Origin of the sequence: Sinomicrobium pectinilyticum (assembly GCF_003725735.1) — a bacterium.
Classification (GTDB): Bacteria; Bacteroidota; Bacteroidia; order Flavobacteriales; family Flavobacteriaceae; genus Sinomicrobium; species Sinomicrobium pectinilyticum.
Window position 1 is genome coordinate 1 of sequence record NZ_RJTM01000018.1, and the last position, 20,525, is coordinate 20,525.

Sequence of the window (20,525 nt, forward strand, 5' to 3'; positions counted from 1 at the left end):
TCCATTTAATGGGGATTAACAATGAGAAAAATAATCCTGGACCTGCCCGTAACCCTGGACGGATTTATCGAAGGCCCCGACGGAGAAACTGACTGGTGTATTATGGATGACGATATGAAATTCGACGATTTTATTTCAGGTATAGACACCATCTTCTACGGAAGGACCAGCTATGATATCTGGGGGAATTTTCAGCCGGGCCCGGATGCCGGTAAAGCAGGGAAGTCCTTATGGGCCGATATCCATTCCAAAAAGAAATATGTTTTTTCCCATACACGGAGGACGATAATACCACGTTTATTTCTTCAGATCTCGCTGAAAAAATAAACGGGATCCGGCAGCAGAAAGGCCGGGATATCTGGTTGTATGGCGGCGCCGGGCTCATCAGGACTTTTATCCGCCTGGGTTTAATTGATATGTACAGGATTTTGGTACATCCCACGGCATTAGGTACGGGTCGGCCCCTGTTTGAAGATCTCGAAGAGAGAATGAACCTCGAACTGCTGGAAGTAAACAGGTTCGGGTCGGGAGTCGTACAACTTATTTACGGGCATAAAAAATAAAACCGGTACGCCGATAGCTTAAAAGCCTTCCATATAAAAAACATTAAACCTGTGGCCATCCGGGTCGGCAAAAACAAAACCGTAATATCCTTTCCCGAATGCTTCCGGCCCGGAAATAATTTGCCCGCCGGCACTTTTCACCTCTTTTTCCCAATCGTCTACCTGGTCTTTACTCCCGGCAGAAAGGGTGAAGATGACCTCATTGACCTTTTGTGAATCGGCTATTTCACTTTTCATACTGGTCCGGAGGATATCTTTGCGGAAAAAGTGCATTACAAAACCGTTTTCACCGACAACAAAGCTTGTCAGTTCCCCTGAAGGGCGTGTATTGTTGGGCTTAAATCCCAATGCCGTATAAAATTCTGTGGTCCGTTCCAAATCGCTTACGGCTAAATTGGACCATATCATTCTCGGGTTCATAATTTATTTTTTTGACAGTGATTATATATAAACTCTTTTTACAAAATTATAATTACGGACGTAAACCTTGATGGTGCAAAAATGACATTCTGGAGGGGGCTTTATGCCAATCCGTACCATGGTACCATCTGTCATTGCCCGGTCTCTGCCTGGCATGGAAAGGTAAGGAACCTGTGTATTTAAACCGGTTAAATATAACAAAACCAGGATTTTCGTATATTTGAGAAGTCGCTGGTCATAAACAACACCAAATAAATGGTTCTCACAGATTTTCCAATTCCGTTTTAAAAAATAAAAAAATGGCAAGTAAAAAAGACAAAATAAGGAAACTGTTTGAAAACAGTAATACCCCCCGGAACACAGATGTTAAATATGCCGATGCATTCAATGAATTCATTATTCCTTTTCGGAATGATTTTTCCGAAAGCTGGGATTGGGAGTTCATTTTTTATTTTGCTTTGAATGCATGGAACATGGGCAATTTAAAAATGGTCATACCCGAAAAGGATTTTAACAGGATTATTGCTCCCAGACCGGGAGAGGATATAGGCGATATTAATATAGAACTGTTAAAGAAAATGGTCGATTATAAAATATCGCATTACAACCAATATGACCGCTTTATAACCAAATTCAACTTTACCGGGGAAGAAATCGGGAAACAGGTCCTTACCGTAAAGACGGAAAACAGGGATACCTTTGTAGAAATGAAAGACAGCGATATTTTCGGTGGGCCTTATGGATATGAATATTATGCAGGTGAATTCGATTTCGAAGAAAGCTATATCGACCGTTATGCCGTTGTTTTAAAGCCAAAACAACCTTTCCTGGATTGGGTCAACAGTTTTATTACCGGGGAGCGGGTCGAAAAAATTGAGGAAGCGAACATTTACCTGGTCGATGAGGATATTGAGGACCTGGAAAAATGGCTCAAAAAGAAGTATGATAAATTGTTCACAATGGAGCTGGATGAATGGTTTTCTTCGAAATGCTGGCCACAGAAGCGTACTTATAAAATGTTCAGGCAATGGTTTCAGGTTGATATATCCACCATGATCTACGACCTGGAGAAAAGACCTATCACAAAAGAATAAGCTGTTCCATTCCGGGAACCAGGGTGGGTAACAGTTTATGAACTCATTCCGTATGCTCATTTTACGTTTTTTTAAAAGCTCCTCCCTTTAGATAAAGGCCTGTGCCGAGCCCTGCCGAAGCAGACAGACTTTAGTCTGATCGGAGGGTTTGAAAGCCCGAGCCAGGGGAAACACAAATGTTTGGAAATAAATCCGGGGCCTGGGCCTGGTCAAACTCCCCGTCCCGCAAGCGGGACACCCCTTTTCTCCCGATAGTCCCGATGTGTATCGGGATCGGGATGAAGATGGGAGCCTTTTTTCTTATCCATTTTATTCACGTTAAATCAATACGCTATGAAAAAGCACACGATCCTGATATGTCTCCTGATTATGGGATGTTCCCGGCATCCGCACCGGGACCTGGCTATCAGTTATCCGTTCCCGCGTCCGGATTCAACTGCATTGACTTTTTTGCCCGGTATAATTTCCGGTGACAGTCTGGATTTTAATGCCGCTTTTTCTCCCGATGGTACATCCTGTTATTTTTCGCGGTCCTCCGGCGGCGTATCCGATATTTACGTTACACAATTTGAGGGTGACCAATGGCAACTCCCGGAAATGGTGAGTTTCAGCAAAGGTCCCTTTTCCGAAGCCGATCCCGTTTTTGCCCCTAACGGTGCCCTGTATTTCATATCGGACAGGCCGTCGAATGAAAAAGATACCCTGAAGAATTTTAATATCTGGTATGTAAAGCCTAACGGGAAAGGGAAGTGGACAGAACCGGTAAACGAAAGGGCCGTTAACTCCGACAGTACTGAATATTATATATCCTTCAGTGCTAACGGAAATCTTTATTTGGCATCAAACAGGCCTGGGGGATATGGTTCGCATGATATTTATATGAGCCGCCTTGAAGACGGGGCATATACAACACCTGTAAATCTCGGCCCTGCCATAAATGCCCCTCAGATGGAACACGATCCTTACGTAACCCCTGATGAAAATGCCGTAATATTCACTTCGGTGAACCGGGACGATTCAAAAGGTACTGCAGATTTGTATTATTCCGTTAAGAGCGCGGATAATACCTGGACACCGTCCCGGAATTTGGGTACGCTCATCAATACGCCCACCTACGACTTTTGTCCCTACATCTCCCCGGACGGGAAATATTTCTTTTTCAGCAGTGAACGGGACGTAAAATGGATAAAGACCGATGCACTCCCCGGGGAACTGAAGCAATTAATTGTTAAAACGGAATAACCGGCTCTTATGAACAAAAAGTTACAGTTTTATACTTACCGACACTTTACAGTTAATGCCATTACCTTTGATATAATCTTCATCCCTGGCAGACCATTGCGAAATTAACGGATAATAGTCTTTGTTGAACAGATTTTCTATACCTACCATCAGCCTGGTACTGCTTGTAAGCTGATAGGAGGTAAAAAGATTGGCCAGGAAAAAATTATTAACCGGTGCGTGCCCGTATGTATAACCCCCTCCCTCGTTTGCCTGAAACTTATCCCTGTTCCCGATATAAGTCCCGGCCAGATTCACATGCCATTCCGGGGTAATTTTATAATTGATATCACCCCTCAGGATAGAGGGGCTTATTCTTGAGCTATCGATGTATTCGTCTTCACTGTCATTGAATTGCCCGTTGTCGTTGTTGTCCGTCTTCCCTTCAATCGTTGACAACGAGAGGTCGAGATCGAGTTTCGTGTTCACAATGACATTCAATTCAAATTCGGCGCCGTATATTTTTTCTGGCAATCTGGACAGCTCGAAAAAATTGGTTTGAGGGTTTATGGTATAGGTTGTACCCAGCTTCTGCTTATTGATAAAATAATTTACCCCGTACCTGATTTTTCGTGTCAGGCGGCCTTCGAGCCCCAGTTCCAGGTTATCGGTGATCACGGCCTTTGTATCCCTTATGTTCTCGCTTATGATGTCCGGATCTGTGGCTATCCGCAAAATCCTGCCCAATTCGCCTACCGAAAAACTCTGGGAAAAACTCGCATAAGGCTGAAGGAATTTCAATTTGTTGTAACGCACCCCCAGGTTAAATGTAAACGCATTATAATCCAGCTTCCCGCCGTTTATGTCAAGGCCCCCGTCGGTGATTTCCCCGTTGTCGCGGTATATGGTGGTATAATCATCAACACTGATGTTGATAATTTCATATCTTCCGCCTCCCTTGAAAATAAAATCATCGATTTTTGCTTTAACCTGCAGATACCCGGCGTAATTTTTCATATCCATTTCAGGTGCAAACAGCCTTCCGTCGGCCATGGGCTGTGCTGTTTTGTTGCTCAATATATCAAGTCCGTAGATAATATTTCCCTTAAAACGATCGGACAGGACATAGTCACTGTTAAAATTAACCCTTAGTCCCTTCTGGTCGGATGTAAGTTCCGGCTGTCCGCCGATATAGCCCTGCGACAGGTCGGTATAATAGCTATAGCTCGCATAGATGGTTCTGTATTTTTGCAGGTAATAAGTTGCCGTGAGGTCGGTGTTTTTAAAGATATTGGTTTTATTCAGTGATAACCGGAGGTTGTGATTGTATTTAACACCCTGGCCTGTCAGACCCGGATCTCGTTCACCAAAAACGCCGAGAGCAGGAGTCTCGCCATACATCCCGGGAACCTGTTGCAGTTGTGATTTCTGATTATTACCGAAGTAATTGTACATCAGTTCCAGGCCGTAGCCATTCCCCATATTAAACCCGATCTTGGAGAAAAGATTGTACCATTCCGATTCTCCTATCCCGTCCCTCGGAGATGAGATCTCTCCTTTTGCGCTGCGCATAATACCGAATTGCTTATAAGAGCCTCCGATAATGTAATTTACTTTACCGGCCTGGCCGTTGAAGAACTGGGACACCTGCATTCCGGCCGTATGATCCGGTTTTACAAGAAAGGATGAAGCGCCGATGTTAGTGTGGGATTCCATCTTCCGGGAGGTATTGCCTTTCTTGGTTATGTAGTTGATAATGCCGCCCTGTGCCCCGTTGCCATATATGGAAGTGGAACCTTTCACTACCTCTATCCTTTCGATGGCGGAAGGATCGAGGTAATTCAGGTTATCTGTCACAAAAAGGGGAGTGGATTGAGGAATGCCGTCCACCAGGACCAGCATACTGCGACCTCTTAACTTCTGCCCCCGGGTCTGTTGCCTGTTATTTGCCAGGGAAACACCGGGAATCCGGGCAACGATATCGGAAACTACATTTGAATATTGCTTGATCTGATCGATCTGTTTTGATGTTAGGACGGAAATGGACGAAGGTACTTCGGCACGGGTTTCTTTGTCCCTGTTGGAAACAATAACAACTTCATCAAGGCCAAAACCCGATTCCTCCATTACAATATGCAAGTCGGTAATCGAAGTTCCGATTTTTACATTCACTTTTCGGGTGGTATAGCTTATATGTGAAAAGGTTAGCTCGTACTGGCCTTCTTCCGGAAAGTTCAGGACGAATTGCCCGTTTTCATCAGTTTGTGAACCCGAACGGGGAAGTTTTGTTCTAAAAATATTTACTCCGGGCAGGGGATTGTCATTTACATCCGTGACCTTTCCCCTGAGTTGGTATTCCTGCGCAAATGCTTTTGTGAAAAAAAACAGGGCGGGCAAGAGTAATACTATCTTCATTTATTTTTTATTTAGACTTATTTTAAATATCGGCGAAGATAATTATTTAAACCGAAACCTGCATTTGAATTTTACGGGTTTTCTTTCCGGGCTTTTCCGTATAAACCGAACGGCATTCTCATGTCCGGGAGGACCACAGGAGTAGAAGATATTCACCCGGTTGTTATCCGTTCCGGGAATCTGCAACATGTCATTTTGTTCGGAAATACATCTAAATTGAAAATAATAATCACTATTTTTAGTCATAAAATTATAATAACCTAAAAAATCTTATCATGAAAAAAGCAATTTTAAATGTAAAAGGCGCTAAAGAACTGTCCGGAAGTGAGCAAAAGAATGTTCTGGGCGGTAAAGGTTCGGGCAACAAATGTGGTGGGGACGGCTCCTACATCATCGTTGACGGTGAGGTAGTTTGCTGTTATATACCGGCACAGGATGCTTATTTATGCTAACATTTCTGTTAGACTTTAAATCATTTCGGGTTTACAGTCCCAATAGCTTCCGGGATCAGGAAGTTACGGGATTGTAAACCCTGATTTTTTATCCGGCCGGCAAAGCGTGTTTTGCCCGGAGACAATGGTTAGACGGAAAGCGCTACATTTTATTTCAATATTCTCATATTTTTAAATACACCTTTCGAGTTGTTTCCTGTCCAGAGGCCTATCTTGTTTGAAACTTGTTTTTCTAATCGATTTACATTTAATATCGCTGTACCTGATTCTTTATCATAGACATAAACATTACTACTGTCAATCTTCACCCTGATTCCAAACCATTCATCAGGGGATGGCGGGTTCAGATATGCTGCTTCGTACTCTCCTTCATGGTCCGTTCTTAAGGATTTCCATGTGTGTCGTGGGGGACTGATGTATTGAACTGAATGTTCGCGGCTCACTAGGTCATCGGCTCTGAAATTAAAGGGTCTGAAATAAACAGCTTCGTAAGTTGAATCATTTCGGATGTTAAAGGCAATACCGATAAAACTTTTGCCCGGGTTATTTTCTCCTTTTAATTCTAATGTTATCGTGCCAATATCAAAATTTATATTTTTAATGACGGCAAAACCGTCCCCTCCTTTGGCATTCAATGCTACTGTATTTACCTCCTTTTCATCAGTAGTGACGATCTCTCTATTTACAAGCTTTAAATTATCTCTATCGAGGTTGATTTCTTTTTCAGCACATGAGATTAAAAGGAAAATTGTTGAAATAGCTGTTGTGATGTTGATTAAATTTTTTACTTTCATGATATACTGGTTGTTTAAGTACATTACAAAGAAAAACAGAGCAGGGGTACATCTGCAATTCATGATGGCATCAACTTCGTACAATATCATACATAACTGAAATCCAAATGGCTAAATCTCATTCAGAAAGCGGTCCGTCAGATCTGTCGCACTGTTTAAAAACCATCGAAGAGAAATTGGGCTGGGGCAGTGGTTCGGATTGGTCGTCACAGAACTTTGAACAGTTAAGCGAAAAAATCAGGGAACATACAGGTGTAGTCATAAGCTATAATACACTGAAACGATTATGGGGGAGAATTCCGTATAATTCTAACCCAAGTACGGTTACATTAAATACGCTGGCAAAATTTATAGGTTATGAAAACTGGAGTGCCTTTTGTGCAAGCAACTCAAACGAAATACGCATCAGTAGAAAAAGCTACCGGTTCAAGGATATAAAAAGATGGTCAAAAAAAGGAGAAAAGACCGCTTTGACTACTATAATCATTATTTCTACTGTATTAACCCTGGTCATTCTGTCCTTTTCTCAAACCGGGATAAATAAAAAAGACTTTCGTTTTTCTTCAAAAAGAATCACTCAAGGATTACCCAATTCCGTAATATTCGAAGTAGATGCCTCAAGTGCTGACGATAACGATGAAATCGAGATTCAGCAAAGTTGGGATGTGAACAAAAGACAAATAATCAATAAAGAGGATTCCCTTGTTACTTCAATCTACTATAACCCCGGGTATTTTGACGCTAAGCTGGTTGTAAACAATCAGATCGTGAAACGGCACGGCATTTTAATTCCTTCGAACGGTTGGTTTGCCCTTATGGAAACGGACAATGAGCCGCTATATTTTAAACCTGCTGAATTCAAGACCCGAAAAGGAGTAGTGGTCTCCCCCGAATTGATCAGGAGTTACAATTCAAATACCTCCATAAGCAATACGGTGGTAAACTACTATTGGGTCGAGGATTTCAAGGATCTTAAAGCCGATGATTTTCAAATAGAAACTTCGCTCAGGAATATACCTGTTCAAAATTACGGAAGTTGCCGGAAAAGTGAAATCATCGTGTATTGTGAAGGTGAGGTCATCATTATTCCATTATCCGTAAAGGGATGTATTGCGAATCTGAATTTGCACCTGTTGGATAGGACTGTCTCCGGTACCCGGAACGACCTTTCCGATTTTGGCGTTGATTTTTCCTCCCCGGTCAATGTAAAATGCGTTTCAAAAGATGGTACAATAACAATATTTGTAAATAGTAAGGTGGCTTATAAAACATCTTTCGAAGGGAAAACGAATAAGATATACGGAATCAAGTACCGCTTTGAGGGTACCGGAATCATATCCGGATTAAAGATATCAAACAGCAAAAAAGTGTTTTTGGATATCTGAACATTTAAGAGCATGTTTAAAAAGAGTTTAATTGGCTAAAAAAATGTCCTTCATCACGGCAGGCCGGCCAGTCACTAAAAATGTCCAGTGGACATTTTCTTAACGTTCCTGCCTCCCATATTTGTCTTTTTTTCGGCCCATAACCTATATTTACGGCTACGACCCCTCAGATGGTAGCCTCGGCAACGAAAGCCGGTGTATCGGGGTCTTTGCCGTTGGGATATCTGCCTGCTGACCGGTGTGTGGAAATTATCCGTGCTACAAAACAAATTACCGATAAACCCTACAGAGGATAGAAGCCGGGCGCACCGGGGAAACTTTACAGAAGATAACCAACCGGAAAAACGAACTCCTGTCGTCAATACGGGAGAAAAGTGCCCTTTCCTTATATCGCCTCATCAGTTTTCCTCCTTCTGAAAGGAGCCCGGTTTTCCCGGGTTTCTCCCTTTTTCTCTTCCCCTTGCTAACCAACTCTTACAGGCCGGACGGGTATCTGATATTTTTCAAAACGCGGACAGTACTGTTCGTAGTCGTCCGTAGTCGTCCGTAGTTGTCCGCGAATTTTGAAACCTCGGACTTTCTCTTCAATTTGCCCATAGCAACAAAAAGTTTTGAATATGGCAACACAACAAAACCCCATCCGGGCAGGACCCGGAACTGACGGGAAAGTACCCGGACGAAAAAGAACAACACGAATTTCTAACCCAAAAAAAAGAGAAAATGAGAACACCAAAATTAATCACCAACTACAGCTACATGAGCGATACAGATCTCGCTTCACTGGCTACGCGAACGGTCAATGCCTTGCAGACCAATACCAACTTCCCGGACCTGAATCCACCCTTTACCGAGTATGAATCCGCAGCGCTGGATTACGTGGCCAGGCAGGCGATTACAGCCAACGGACGTGCCAGCGGCATGCAGAAAGAAGAGAAAGACGAAGCAAGGGCAGCTGTGCTAAAGCTGATGCGGGCGGTAACAAGTTACATCAACAATTTTACCGAAATCAGTTCCATACAGTTGAGTTCGGGTTTTTTGCCTGCGAATGATCCGAAACGGGGAAGGGCCCCGGATGCCCCCACATGGACACGGATACGCCGGTCTAACCGGCCCGCCGAGATCCTGCTGGGCTTCGAAGCTGTACGCGAAGCATACCAGTACGAGATGCAGATCGCGGAGAAACTGGATGAACAGGGCAAACCGCTATGGCGGTCCCTGCCACTGATATCCGACTCTCGGGGCAATTACTACGCGCCTGTAACGGACGGTGTACGCTACCACTTCCGTGTACGTTCGCTGAACAGGCATGGTATGAGTGCCTGGAGCCCGGTGGCCACCCGTACGGCCTGGGTGGATTAAGACGATAACTACACAGGAAGGGTTTTCCATTATGCCGGATACAGACCCGATCGCGGCGGTTTAGTTACGAACCGCCGCGATTTTTTATTGGTATACGAAGGAACAGGAGGGATCTGCCGGGAAACAGCCCCGTTATTCACCGGAACATGGCTATGGTGCGGCAGAACGGGATCAATATGAATAGAAATAGTTTACAAGTGCCCCGTTCTGAAATCGTTTCGACAAGGAACAAACCCGTTACGCGGCGAAACAGGCATCGTTATGCCGGGGAAGGGGGGACAGGTACCGTACTTTAAAACCGTTCTGATAAGAAACAAACCTGTTATGCGGCGGAACAAGACCATAACATGGGGAAACAAGGTTGTTATGCGGGTGAATGGCTTACAGGTGCTCCATGTTGGAATCATTTGGATAATGAACAAACCTGTTAAGCGGCGGAACAAAGCTATAGTGCGGGGAAAGGATATGTAAATGCGGGGCCTTAAACCGGTTTTGATACGGAACAAGCCTGTGATGTGGTGAAACAGTATCGTTGCAAGGCGGAAGAAACCGGTACCCGCGTATAACAGTATCTGAAGAGTCACATTCTTATGCGAGGGTGGGAGCGAAGCGGAGGGATTCATAAAACATGCTATCTTTTACATGGTTTCCCTGAAGATTTGTAATAACACGTTCCGTACTTGGTGATTTTTCATACTTTGTGCTTAAACGAGCATCAGTCGGGACAATTTACACCCAAGTAAACACAAAAGCCTGTTCAATGATTTGCAGTGAAAAACCATACAAAGCCAACGGTATGTGGAATTTTTGTGTATGTTTGTTATATACATAAACGGGTTATCCGCAAGCAAAAAATTGAATAAGGATATGAAAAACGCAATCTTCGCCATTATCATTTTAACTACAGTCATATCTTGTAAAAATCAAAATGAATCTAAAGATAAATTAACCGAAGTGGAAAAAAATACACCTGAAAAAATCGTCTCTTTATCCGGAAAAACATTTGAATATAATTACGGCGATTATGTTTATGAAGTAAATTTCAAATCAGAAAATATGCTTCACTGGAAATGTGTAAAAGGAGATGAAAAAGGAAAAGAAGCCGATGAAACCTATTCTGAACAAAGACTGAATAACCATACCTTATTTATCTCCTGGGTCGAACAGGACGGATTGGGCGTGAGCCAGGTTGTTAACTTAAAAGATAATACGGTAAATACGTTTTTGAGAATAGACAAAGAAATAATACCCCTTACGGGAACAATCCGTGAATTATAGGGATTGAGTGAATAAAAGTCAACGGTGTTTTCTATTATCAAAATCTGATGGAATACTCTTTGCCCCGAGTGACACACAAAACAAAACTGAGTAAAGAAAATAAAATTATTCCTGACTTTGAATTAATCCGAACACACTCAATAAAAAAACTTCTATGGGGAAACCCGTTATAAAAATCGTTCTACTCTTCAATTATCGATTTCTGGCGCTTCATATGTTCTGTACCCCATTGATCCATCTTTTTAATAATAGGGAGAAGAGACTCTCCGAGTGGAGTTAAGTAGTATTCAACCTTGGGAGGAAGTTCGGGATAGACTACTCTGTTGATAATCCCATGCTTTTCCAATTCTTTTAATTGCTGGTTAAGCACTTTTCTACTGGCTAACGGATTAAGTCGTTGTAGTTTACTGGGCCTGCGATCTCCGTTCATAATATTAAAGATCAGACAAGGCTTCCACTTTCCACCAATAATATCCATAATTACGGCCATACCGCAATCCAAGTTCTTTGGAATTTTACGTTCGTACATTTTTTTTATTTATACACAAATATAGCATATTCATTTATTTAACCATAGGTACTTTTTTGTACCTATGCCATAATGAAGTACGTAATTGCCTGAAGGGAGATACCTCCCTAACTTTGTCCCAGATAAAAGATCCGGCGCGCGGATTGTTTGGTTTAAAAGGTAAAAAAATAAAAAAATGAAAATCGTACATTCAAATATCTTATTGGGAATCCTATTTAGCCTCTATATAGGGGACGGTCTTCAATTACATGCACAGCAACAGCCGGGGCATTATTTACAACAGCCGGGCAGTTACGAGATGATATTGGGAGATGTTAAAATTACTGCACTTTCTGACGGTAGTATCAATCAGGAGTTAAAAAAATTATTGATCAACATTACGGATGAGGAGATCGATCATCTCACTTCTGAGAATTTTCAGACGGATGAGAATGAAGCATCTGTTAACGCCTATTTATTCCGATTAGACGGAAAATTGATGATGGTCGATGCCGGGACATCCGATTTGTACGGTCCTTCTTTAGGCTTTCTGCCCCAGAATCTCCGTAAAGCCGGTTATGATCCTTTACAAATAGACATTATCCTCATTACACATATCCATACCGATCATACCGGAGGATTAATGGATGGAGATAAAATGGTTTTCCCAAATGCCACAATTTACGTTAACAAAACGGAATTGGATTATTGGACAAGCGATGATGTTTATCAAAATGCGCCTGCTGACAAGAAAAAGTATTTTGTGGAAGCCAGGGAAAAAATTCTACCCTACTTAAAATCCGGAAAAATTAAAACTTTTGAATTTGGCGAAGAACTATTTCCCGGTCTAACTCCACTTTCGGCCGTAGGTCACACCCCCGGACATACGATATATGAATTGATCAGTGATAATGAGAAACTGGTGTTTTGGGGAGATCTGTTGCATGCTGCAGCCGTACAATTCCCTAATCCGGATGTGACTATTGTCTATGACATAGATCAAGAGCAGGCAGCCATAACACGTAAGGAAGCATTTGCAGATGCTGCGAGGAATAAGTATTGGATAGCTGCAGACCATATTTCCTTTCCCGGAATCGGTCATATTAAATCGGATGGCAAAAAGAGTTACCGATGGTATCCTATCAATTATACGACCAACCCTACCGGAAAAGGTCAATAAATCAGCAAGATATGAAGTTTAGATATTGGTTTTGCATTTCCGTGGTATTGTTTTTTTGCAAAAGTCTTTCTGCTCAAGGTCATTCCATAGATAAAGATCCGGATTCGATTATTGTCAGGCATATTTTTGAAGAGTCGCTGTCGGGCACGGAGATACCTGAGCATCTGTATTATTTGACAAAGAAAATCGGACACAGGATTTCCGGATCGGCACAGGCAGAGCGGGCGGTGAAGTGGATCGAGCATCAACTCAGGGCGCTGGAGGCAGATACTGTTTATCTACAGCCTGTAAAAATTCCCGTTTGGACCAGAGGAGCTAAAGAAAGGGCTTTTATACAAACAGGAAATGGCAATGTACAAACAGTAAGTGTACTGGCTTTAGGCGGTTCTGTAAGTACGCAGGGGGCTTTGAGTGCAGAAGTCGTAGAGATCAGGTCCTGGGAGGAATTGAATGAAATGCCGGAAGAAAAAATAAAAGGAAAATTCGTTTTTTATAACCGGGCCATGGACGCCTCCATGCCCGATCCTTTCGATGCTTACTTAGAGGCTGTAGATCAACGGAGTATAGGTGCTATCGAAGCGGCCAGAAAAGGAGCCGTAGGCGCTTTGGTACGTTCGCTCACACTGGCCAAAGACAATTCTCCGCATACCGGGGCAATGCAATATGCCGAAAATGTCCGCAAGGTTCCGGCTGCCGCTTTGAGTACGCTTGGCGCAGATGCGCTTAGCAAAGCCCTTAAAGAAAATCCCACACTTAAATTTTCTTTGGAAATGCATTGTTCCCCCCAACCTGATGTATTATCCCATAATGTCATTGCCGAAATAAAAGGTAACTACTATCCTGAAGAGTTCATTACCATCGGGGCCCATACAGATACCTGGGATGTGGGAGAAGGGGCCAGTGATGATGCTTCCGGCATCGTACAAACCATAGAGGCTTTACGCTTGTTCAAAACTTTGAATTTGGTCCCTAAAAGAAGTATCCGGTTTATATTTTATATGAATGAAGAGTCCGGCGCCCATGGCGGCAAAGAATATGCCTCTGAGGCCAGGAAGAAGGGGGAAATACATCTGGCGTCCATTGAATCCGATGCAGGAGGCTTTCAACCTGTAGGTTTTCGTTTTGACGGAGCACCGGAAACTATACAGCAGGTACAAAAATATAGTTCTTTTTTATCCCTTTATGGAATAGACGGCATCAAAGAGAATCAAAGAGGTGTGGATATAGCTCCCATGAAAGGGGCGTCTGAAGTATTACTTAGTCTGGACTGTGAATCACATCGCTTATTTGATATTCATCATTCGGCACTGGATACATTAGACAAGCTTAATTTCAGGGAAGTCAGCCTTGGCGCTGCAGCCATGACCACAATGGCATATTTGATCAGTGAATACGGATTGTAAAAATTTGCAAATGAAACCGACACCTGACCATTGAAAAACAATAAAAAAATAAACAGATGAAAAATAATATTTTAATGTTTCTAATCGTAGTTAGTTCCGGTACTATGGGGAATTATTGTTACGGGCAGACAACAGACACGGAAACTAAAGTCTACAGCGATTTCCATATCCATCAGGGTGTTCTTTACACTTCCGGTATATTAGGTACGGACCACAAGGAAAATATACCTGCAAAGTTTGAAGAGGAAGTCCGGCAGCTTTTTGCCAACCTCGATAAGATATTACATAGAGCGAATATCAGGAAAGAAAAGATTTATAGTGTCACCGTATTTTTAAGTGACATAGCGAAAATCGACACCTTCAATGAGTTATACAGGAATTATTTTCACGCTCCTTTTCCTGTCAGAACATGTGTAGGGGTAGAGGGCCTGGCAAAAAAGGCCAGAGTGGAAATGAGCGTCCTTGCGATTTATGATAGCCAGGAAAAGTCCGGTTGATACCATTCTTTAATTTTTTTAAAAACGAAACAGGCTGCTTTATCTGGCAGCCTTTTATCGTTAAAATACCGGCCGTCCTTAAAAAGCCGAATTTTACTTTTTTCTTTAAAAGACAAAACGTCCGGACAAGCCTGATCTTTATATTTTGCATAATATAATTATAGGGCAAAGGCAGCCCAACTGGTATAAATCAAAAGATACAGGTATTTGAACTATAATGTACTAGCGTTATGTTAAGTAGCTTTGGGGATTTGATTTTTCAGGGAGAGGGTGAAGGCTTTTTTATTTAAACAACCGCTTCATGTAAGGGTTGAAATGGGGGAGTGACTTACAGAAGGTTGTTTTTTATACCGCCCGGTTGAGATTGCAAATGGAGCTATCCGGTTCTCCCATTTTAACCTTTACATACCGCTTTTATAAGGAAAAATAGGTGAAGCCAGGTGGGGCTTTACGTATTTTGAGTGCGTGAGGGATAGCAGCGGCATCCTTTTGTGAGGCAGGAACAAAAGATACAGCGGATAGCCCGACCCCTGACCCCTCCTTTGTTCCCTTCTAAAACAGGGCAGGGGGCACGCCCTAATGCTACTTCATGTGCCTGTCTTAGTAGACTTTCTCGGATAATTCGGAGCCGGCTTTGAAACGCACTTTATTCTTAGCAGCTATTTGTAACGGCGCTCCGGTACGTGGATTGCGGCCTTTTCGGGCGGCTGATTTCTGAATGTCAAACGTTCCCAAACCGGGTAATTTGATGCGTTCGCCGTTTTGCAACGCTTCCGTAAGAATTTCCGAAAGGGCTTCGAGGTTTTTTTTGGCTTCGGCTTTAGTAGTCTGTGTACGCTTTGCCAGTTGTTCGATAAGTTCTTTTTGGGTCATGAATTTATTTTTAGTAGGTTATATTTTACAAATAAATTAAGATCAATTACCACGGTAATATTTTGGTAGAAATGGGTTGCCAATTTGTTCCGTCGTGATATTCAATTGTTGTCAAATAGTCTAGTGCTTTTGGAAATGCACCAATGGGAGTTCCAATTAAGAAATTATGAATTCTATCATGGGCATCTTGTAAAGACTCATAATTAAAATTGGCATTTTTCTTATCAGGATTAGATGTCTTATAAGGTATTGTACCATTATGTCCATAACATTTATCTGCGAAACAATGTACTTTAGAAAGGATTGGGGTGAGAGCACCGTTTCTTTTCATAGTTAATGAATCTTTTAAAATTAATTCATAAAAACAATAATGATTGGCTGCTGCATCAATTTCGTAAGATATTTTAAGTCTTTTGCCTTGTTCTATACAGCATTTATAGTTATTTGATATATCTAAATTTATAAGTTGTTCTTTTAACTTTATAAAGCTGTTTTGTATTATTTTTAATTCTCCTCTGTAAAGTGGTGAACTTATTTCATGATGCGAAAGTGGATGTAGTAAAGCTGAAAGTAGAGAGTTTATGTTATCAACATATTCAGTTGAGTTACCAAAATTAGCTAAAAAACGTTTTGTTCTCAATACTAGCTGAGTTAGCTGATAATCGGGCAATTGGGTATTCTCGGCATCTGCAGTTTCCCATTTAGGAACAAATTCTTTAATTAACTCTTCCAATGCCTTTCTAAAATAATTAGCTGCTGCTGGATAGTCCGGGGCTAATCTATGATTTAAATATTTAATTGCTTTGTCGAAATATGAATCTCCTTCAATAACAATTGGCTTATTTATTTTATTATTGGATATTGGGTCAGAGTCATGACCAACATACATTTCAATTACTTTCCACTTTTCATTAATGCTACTAGCAAAATACTTTTTAGCCAATTCATACCAATGTCGGTCATAAGTGGAGATAAATTTTTGGTAATCGGTAAATTCATTTCTAAGTATTTTTAGTATTGGGATTCTATTTCCAGAATCTAAACCTATAAATACATCATCTAAAAAAATAACTTTTAACTCTACTGACGCTGGATTAGTACGTAATGAAGCTAAATATAAACAGATAGCAATAGCAGATAATCGAGCTTCATTTAGAAAATCATTGTATCCTCCATCAATTAGAATTCCATCTTTAATTACCTGTAATTTAAAGACACTCGTAGTATACCATTCCCACTTATATCCGTAGTTAAAGGTTAAGGGTTCTAATGAATAGCTTAATTCAATATTTAATTCATCAAAGTAGTTAGATAAATATTTATTTAAAATGGTAAAGACTTCATCTAATGTACCCTTTAAATGAGTTTCAAAAGTAGGAAGAAACGCTATTGCATTTTTATGACACCGGTCATTTCTTGTATAAGCATTTGTAGTTAAATCATTTTGTAGTTGTTTCCATCTTTCTTTGAATCTAAAATTACCTCCTGTGCTATGTGGGATATGCTCTCCCAATAGATTTAAGATTATCAATTCAAATAAGTTGGGTTCAGGTTCATTGTGAAAGTAGACTTTTAGTAAATCAGTATAATCAAGAAACCCTTTGATAAGAGCAGTATTTTGAATGAAAAGAACATTGTGATCAGAATTTACATCAGAAAATAAATGTGAAGCTTCTGTTCCACTCAAAATTTGGTTTGTCGAAGTATCATAATCTGAAAACTGTAATTTTATTCCACCTGGATCATAGGGTAAATATCTATTTTTTATGTACTGTACGGAAGTATCCCTAGAGCTTGCGAAAAAATTATTTAAGGCTTTATATAAAGAACTCTTTCCACTACCATTTTCACCATAGACTAATAAATTTTCACCATTTGGCATATTTATAGGATCGTATTCTCCAAAATACCCCCTAAAGTTATTTATAGCTATCGATGTGATCTTCTTACCCATTTTAAACAATTATTTAATAATGAGATTCGATCTCGATAACTTGTGGAATATTTAAAAGCGATAGGAAATTTCCTCCTAGATTATGCTCTGGAGAGCTAATTTCCGCATATAGTTTTTCAGCGGCTTCGGCTTTTTTTTCATTATCTGGTTCGGCTTCTAATTTAGGAAACGTTGAAATATAGTTTTTGATTTCAATTTCTTTTTCTTTAAACTCTTTATCAAAGAATATTTCATAAACTAAGGCATCTAGAACTCTTTCGAAAAATAGTGTCGCTTTATGATTCCCTTCACTATGAATAATATAATCAACGATATTTGCAATTTGAATTTGACTATCTAAATCTATAATTGGGATTTCTATCTCATTAATATCAGTAAGTGATAATGGTTTTGTTTCTTCCTGATCCTTTCGTTTTTCGATATAGTATTTATGAAAATAAAATCTACTAGATAAAAGCGCTAAAATATATTTTGGTATAAAATTGGGTCTATTTAATACTAAACCAATAATATTATTTTTAAATGCTACCACATCATTGGAAATTGCAATATTGAAGCGAGACGATGAATTGAATGCACGAGATATTAGGATTTTCCCTTTAGATTCAAATAACTCTCTTACAGATAAATCTATGTCTATAGTAATTAGCTCTAATTTTTCTTTATTAAAACTATAATTTTTGAAAACACCTTGGGTTAAACAATTATAATTAACATGAGTATCACTTGATATTTGACTACTTTTTTTTATATCTTCTTTGACTCCTGCTTCTATGGATGCTATCTCTTTAAGAAAAGCAGTTGTATTATTTTTATTAGGTTGATTGTCCGAATATTTATCCTTAAAAGATTTTACAGCATTTTCAAACGTAGATTTCTCATCTATACTGGCCATTAGAGAAAAAAGGAACTTTATATCCTTACGAATTTTTGCCTTATTGTGCAAAATAGCATTATATGGTATGTCAAATAAAAAGTACCAAAGGGCATAAAAACTTTGTTGAGTCCTTCTACCTTTAGTAATTAATAACAGTTCATCTAAATTTTTATTAAGGCTTATAGTCGTCAAATCTTTACTTTCTGTTAATAATTCTTTTAACTTTCGAATAAACTCAAACTCAAAATGATTTATAGCATTAATAAAATCATTTTTGTCTTGAAAACTTTCTAAAGTTTTTGTTATTTCATTTTTTGATTTTAATCTAAAGTTTATTTTAGTGCCTATCTTGTAGATGTCAATTTCAGATTTACCATTAGATTGATTGGTTTCATTTTTATTCCTGGAGAATTGCAAAAATGATAATGCCGTATATATATTTTCATCTTCCATTCTTGAATTGTTTTTCCTGAAATAGAACCAATTTTTGTGATTCCTGTGGGCTGCTTTTATTGTATCAATGATGTCTCTAGAGATATAAGAATTCCACATTTCAAAGGAGTCTTCTTTTATAGGATATGGTTTGTCATTTAACCTGACAAATAAATCTATTGGTTCAAAATTTTTGTTATATTTTTTGTCAATTTCAATAACCCATAAATCAAAATTCTTAATTCGGTCTTGAAATTCAAGCGATAAAGCATTAAATTTATTCCCATGTAGATTGGTTAAAATGCTATTTTTTAGATATAAGGAATATCCATTTTTATTAGAATAGGTTCTCTCTCCATTTTCATCCAGATAAGGATCGCCCGTAAAACCTAAAATGCTTAATATCCTTTGCTGTCCATCTAGAACTTCTCTAACTCCATCTTCTCTTTTAAATACAAAAATTGGGGGAATTTTTATTCCTAAAAGAATGCTTTCTATTATTGATGAAGATTTCTTTTTGTTTATTACTTCTTTTCTTTGATACTGAGGACGAATTAAAAAACGCTGTCGATCCATTGAACGTATGATATCCGTTATGGCAATAGAAGATGGTTCTGGTTTATTAATTCTCAACTCTTCAAAACTAGTTAGTTCATCATCAACAGGATTGATCTCGTTATTTCTTTGAATAAATTCTTGATTAGTATCAAGATAAAGCTTTAAGGAGGTATCGAACTCTTGCTCAAAAAATCTGGCGGTAGCACTATATCTTTCATATAGTTCTTTGGAAAAAGAACTTCTTTGAAGACTATATGATTCAATATTATTTACCAAATAAATAACTAGCTTATCGATTAATTCAGGTTTGTCGATTTTCTGTAATTGAATATCTTCGTTTTCAAGAGCAGAAAATACCCAAAATAGACATTCCGAGATCAACCTATTATATGAATTACTTTGTTTTAAAAAAGTAGCCTTTATCTTTACCAGTAGATTCAGTTTTGCTATAAAACTCTGGTAAATATTTTCGATTTCGGAAGTATCAATTTTAGCAAATAGAGCTTCGTAAAACTTTGAAACTATGGATTGCTTTTTGACAGCATAATATTTGATTGGGATTTCATGTTGAACTAGTAGCTGACGGACTCTTTTAAGTATTATTTCTATATTGTTCTTTTCGAAATGAAATACATTTGATATGTCTCGATTTAGAATTTCATCTTCTTGGATCTTTTGCTTTAAATAGGCATTGAGATCATCTTCTAAATAGACTGCGTTATCTATTTCTGATGGTTTTAGAGGTGTAATTCCAGAATTATACCTTTTAAATATTTCTCTTTTTACTAACTCTTCAATGTCGTCACTAATTCCTTCCCTAGATGGAAAACTAAATTCAATAATACGTAATTTAGTATCCCAAAATAAATCCTGAAGTTCGGTGTCGATATCTTTAAATTGCTTATTAGCTATTCCAATATTTCCCAACTTATGCAATCCATTTTTTCTAAGCTTAAATTCATTGCCTTTAAACCGTAAAATAGTTTGATATCTTTGGCGGCCATCGATAACTTCAGTTTTGTCACTATTTTTAAAAAAAACTAATGGAGGAATTTCTGTTCCAAGGAGTATACTTTCAATAAAGTAAGTAGCCTTTTCATCATCCCAAACATAATTACGCTGATATGATGGTTTAAAATCTGTATTTCGAACCCTACTCGCATTATTAAAAAGACTCTCAATCGACATTACTTTCGATTCAATCTTGATTTTATTCTCAAAAATATCTCTAATATCCATAAATCTTAGACCTTATCATTTGA

18 protein-coding genes are annotated in these 20,525 nt (G+C 39.3%); 11 read left to right on the top strand and 7 right to left on the bottom strand.

From position 1 onward, the window contains the following. The first annotated feature begins 21 nt into the window (after window positions 1–21). A complete protein-coding gene (locus tag ED312_RS24205; protein ID WP_240643010.1) occupies window positions 22–327 on the top strand; it encodes a hypothetical protein in 306 nt (101 codons plus the stop codon). Further along, window positions 231–563 carry a dihydrofolate reductase family protein gene (locus ED312_RS24210; RefSeq protein ID WP_240643011.1) on the top strand — a complete coding sequence of 111 codons (333 nt, stop codon included), beginning with the start codon at window positions 231–233 and terminating at the stop codon, window positions 561–563. Before ED312_RS24205 ends, ED312_RS24210 begins: the two co-directional genes overlap by 97 nt. Before the next feature lie 18 nt (window positions 564–581). Here ED312_RS24210 and ED312_RS03650 read toward each other — a convergent pair whose 3' ends face one another. Continuing rightward, entirely contained in the window at window positions 582–983 is a 402-nt protein-coding gene (locus ED312_RS03650; RefSeq protein ID WP_123214654.1) for a VOC family protein, read from the bottom strand. 299 nt (window positions 984–1,282) lie between these two features. Between ED312_RS03650 and ED312_RS03655 the strand changes: the two genes are divergently transcribed. Both ED312_RS03655 and ED312_RS03660 read left to right on the top strand, forming a co-directional pair. Continuing rightward, complete coding sequence (locus tag ED312_RS03655) at window positions 1,283–2,077, top strand: hypothetical protein (RefSeq protein WP_123214655.1); 795 nt, start codon at window positions 1,283–1,285, stop codon at window positions 2,075–2,077. 333 nt (window positions 2,078–2,410) lie between these two features. Next, entirely contained in the window at window positions 2,411–3,319 is a 909-nt protein-coding gene (locus tag ED312_RS03660) for a PD40 domain-containing protein (RefSeq protein WP_123214656.1), read from the top strand. A gap of 21 nt (window positions 3,320–3,340) precedes the next feature. On the opposite strand, the gene ED312_RS03665 is transcribed toward ED312_RS03660, so the two are convergent. After that, entirely contained in the window at window positions 3,341–5,713 is a 2,373-nt protein-coding gene (locus tag ED312_RS03665) for a TonB-dependent receptor (protein ID WP_123214657.1), read from the bottom strand. Window positions 5,714–5,988: 275 nt separating this feature from the next. On the opposite strand from ED312_RS03665, the gene ED312_RS23675 reads away from it, so the two are divergent. Next, the gene (locus tag ED312_RS23675) at window positions 5,989–6,165 is read left to right on the top strand and encodes a hypothetical protein (protein WP_170164438.1); all 177 of its coding nucleotides are present in this window, start codon (window positions 5,989–5,991) and stop codon (window positions 6,163–6,165) included. Window positions 6,166–6,314: 149 nt separating this feature from the next. Here the strand turns inward: ED312_RS23675 and ED312_RS03670 are convergent, their stop codons facing one another. Then, complete coding sequence (locus tag ED312_RS03670; RefSeq protein WP_123214658.1) at window positions 6,315–6,959, bottom strand: hypothetical protein; 645 nt, start codon at window positions 6,957–6,959, stop codon at window positions 6,315–6,317. Window positions 6,960–7,066: 107 nt separating this feature from the next. Here ED312_RS03670 and ED312_RS03675 point away from each other — a divergent pair, with 107 nt between their 5' ends. The 3 genes from ED312_RS03675 (at window position 7,067) to ED312_RS03695 (ending at window position 10,981) form a co-directional block, all read left to right on the top strand. Continuing rightward, entirely contained in the window at window positions 7,067–8,344 is a 1,278-nt protein-coding gene (locus tag ED312_RS03675) for a hypothetical protein (RefSeq protein ID WP_148044204.1), read from the top strand. 720 nt (window positions 8,345–9,064) lie between these two features. Beyond that, the gene (locus ED312_RS03685) at window positions 9,065–9,703 is read left to right on the top strand and encodes a hypothetical protein (RefSeq protein ID WP_148044205.1); all 639 of its coding nucleotides are present in this window, start codon (window positions 9,065–9,067) and stop codon (window positions 9,701–9,703) included. An 867-nt stretch (window positions 9,704–10,570) separates the two neighbouring features. Next, window positions 10,571–10,981, top strand: a complete 411-nt coding sequence (locus tag ED312_RS03695) for a MoaF-related domain-containing protein (protein ID WP_123214690.1) — start codon at window positions 10,571–10,573, stop codon at window positions 10,979–10,981. 181 nt (window positions 10,982–11,162) lie between these two features. On the opposite strand, the gene ED312_RS03700 is transcribed toward ED312_RS03695, so the two are convergent. After that, on the bottom strand, window positions 11,163–11,510 hold the full coding sequence (locus ED312_RS03700; protein WP_123214663.1) for a winged helix-turn-helix transcriptional regulator: 348 nt from the start codon (window positions 11,508–11,510) through the stop codon (window positions 11,163–11,165). Between the two features lie 175 nt (window positions 11,511–11,685). On the opposite strand from ED312_RS03700, the gene ED312_RS03705 reads away from it, so the two are divergent. Genes ED312_RS03705 through ED312_RS03715 form a run of 3 tightly spaced genes read left to right on the top strand, consistent with a single transcriptional unit; the run spans window position 11,686 to window position 14,569 of the window. Further along, window positions 11,686–12,669: an MBL fold metallo-hydrolase gene (locus ED312_RS03705; RefSeq protein WP_123214664.1), complete on the top strand. Its 984-nt coding sequence runs from the start codon at window positions 11,686–11,688 to the stop codon at window positions 12,667–12,669. Between the two features lie 11 nt (window positions 12,670–12,680). Beyond that, complete coding sequence (locus ED312_RS03710) at window positions 12,681–14,072, top strand: M20/M25/M40 family metallo-hydrolase (RefSeq protein ID WP_123214665.1); 1,392 nt, start codon at window positions 12,681–12,683, stop codon at window positions 14,070–14,072. A gap of 56 nt (window positions 14,073–14,128) precedes the next feature. Next, window positions 14,129–14,569, top strand: coding sequence for a RidA family protein (locus ED312_RS03715; protein ID WP_123214666.1), 441 nt, complete (start codon window positions 14,129–14,131; stop codon window positions 14,567–14,569). Window positions 14,570–15,169: 600 nt separating this feature from the next. On the opposite strand, the gene ED312_RS03720 is transcribed toward ED312_RS03715, so the two are convergent. Genes ED312_RS03720 through ED312_RS03730 form a run of 3 tightly spaced genes read right to left on the bottom strand, consistent with a single transcriptional unit; the run spans window position 15,170 to window position 20,502 of the window. Beyond that, entirely contained in the window at window positions 15,170–15,442 is a 273-nt protein-coding gene (locus ED312_RS03720) for an HU family DNA-binding protein (protein ID WP_123214667.1), read from the bottom strand. Window positions 15,443–15,488: 46 nt separating this feature from the next. Beyond that, entirely contained in the window at window positions 15,489–17,396 is a 1,908-nt protein-coding gene (locus ED312_RS03725; protein ID WP_123214668.1) for an ATP-binding protein, read from the bottom strand. Window positions 17,397–17,409: 13 nt separating this feature from the next. Further along, the gene (locus ED312_RS03730) at window positions 17,410–20,502 is read right to left on the bottom strand and encodes a GmrSD restriction endonuclease domain-containing protein (protein WP_123214669.1); all 3,093 of its coding nucleotides are present in this window, start codon (window positions 20,500–20,502) and stop codon (window positions 17,410–17,412) included. Window positions 20,503–20,525 lie beyond the last annotated feature (23 nt).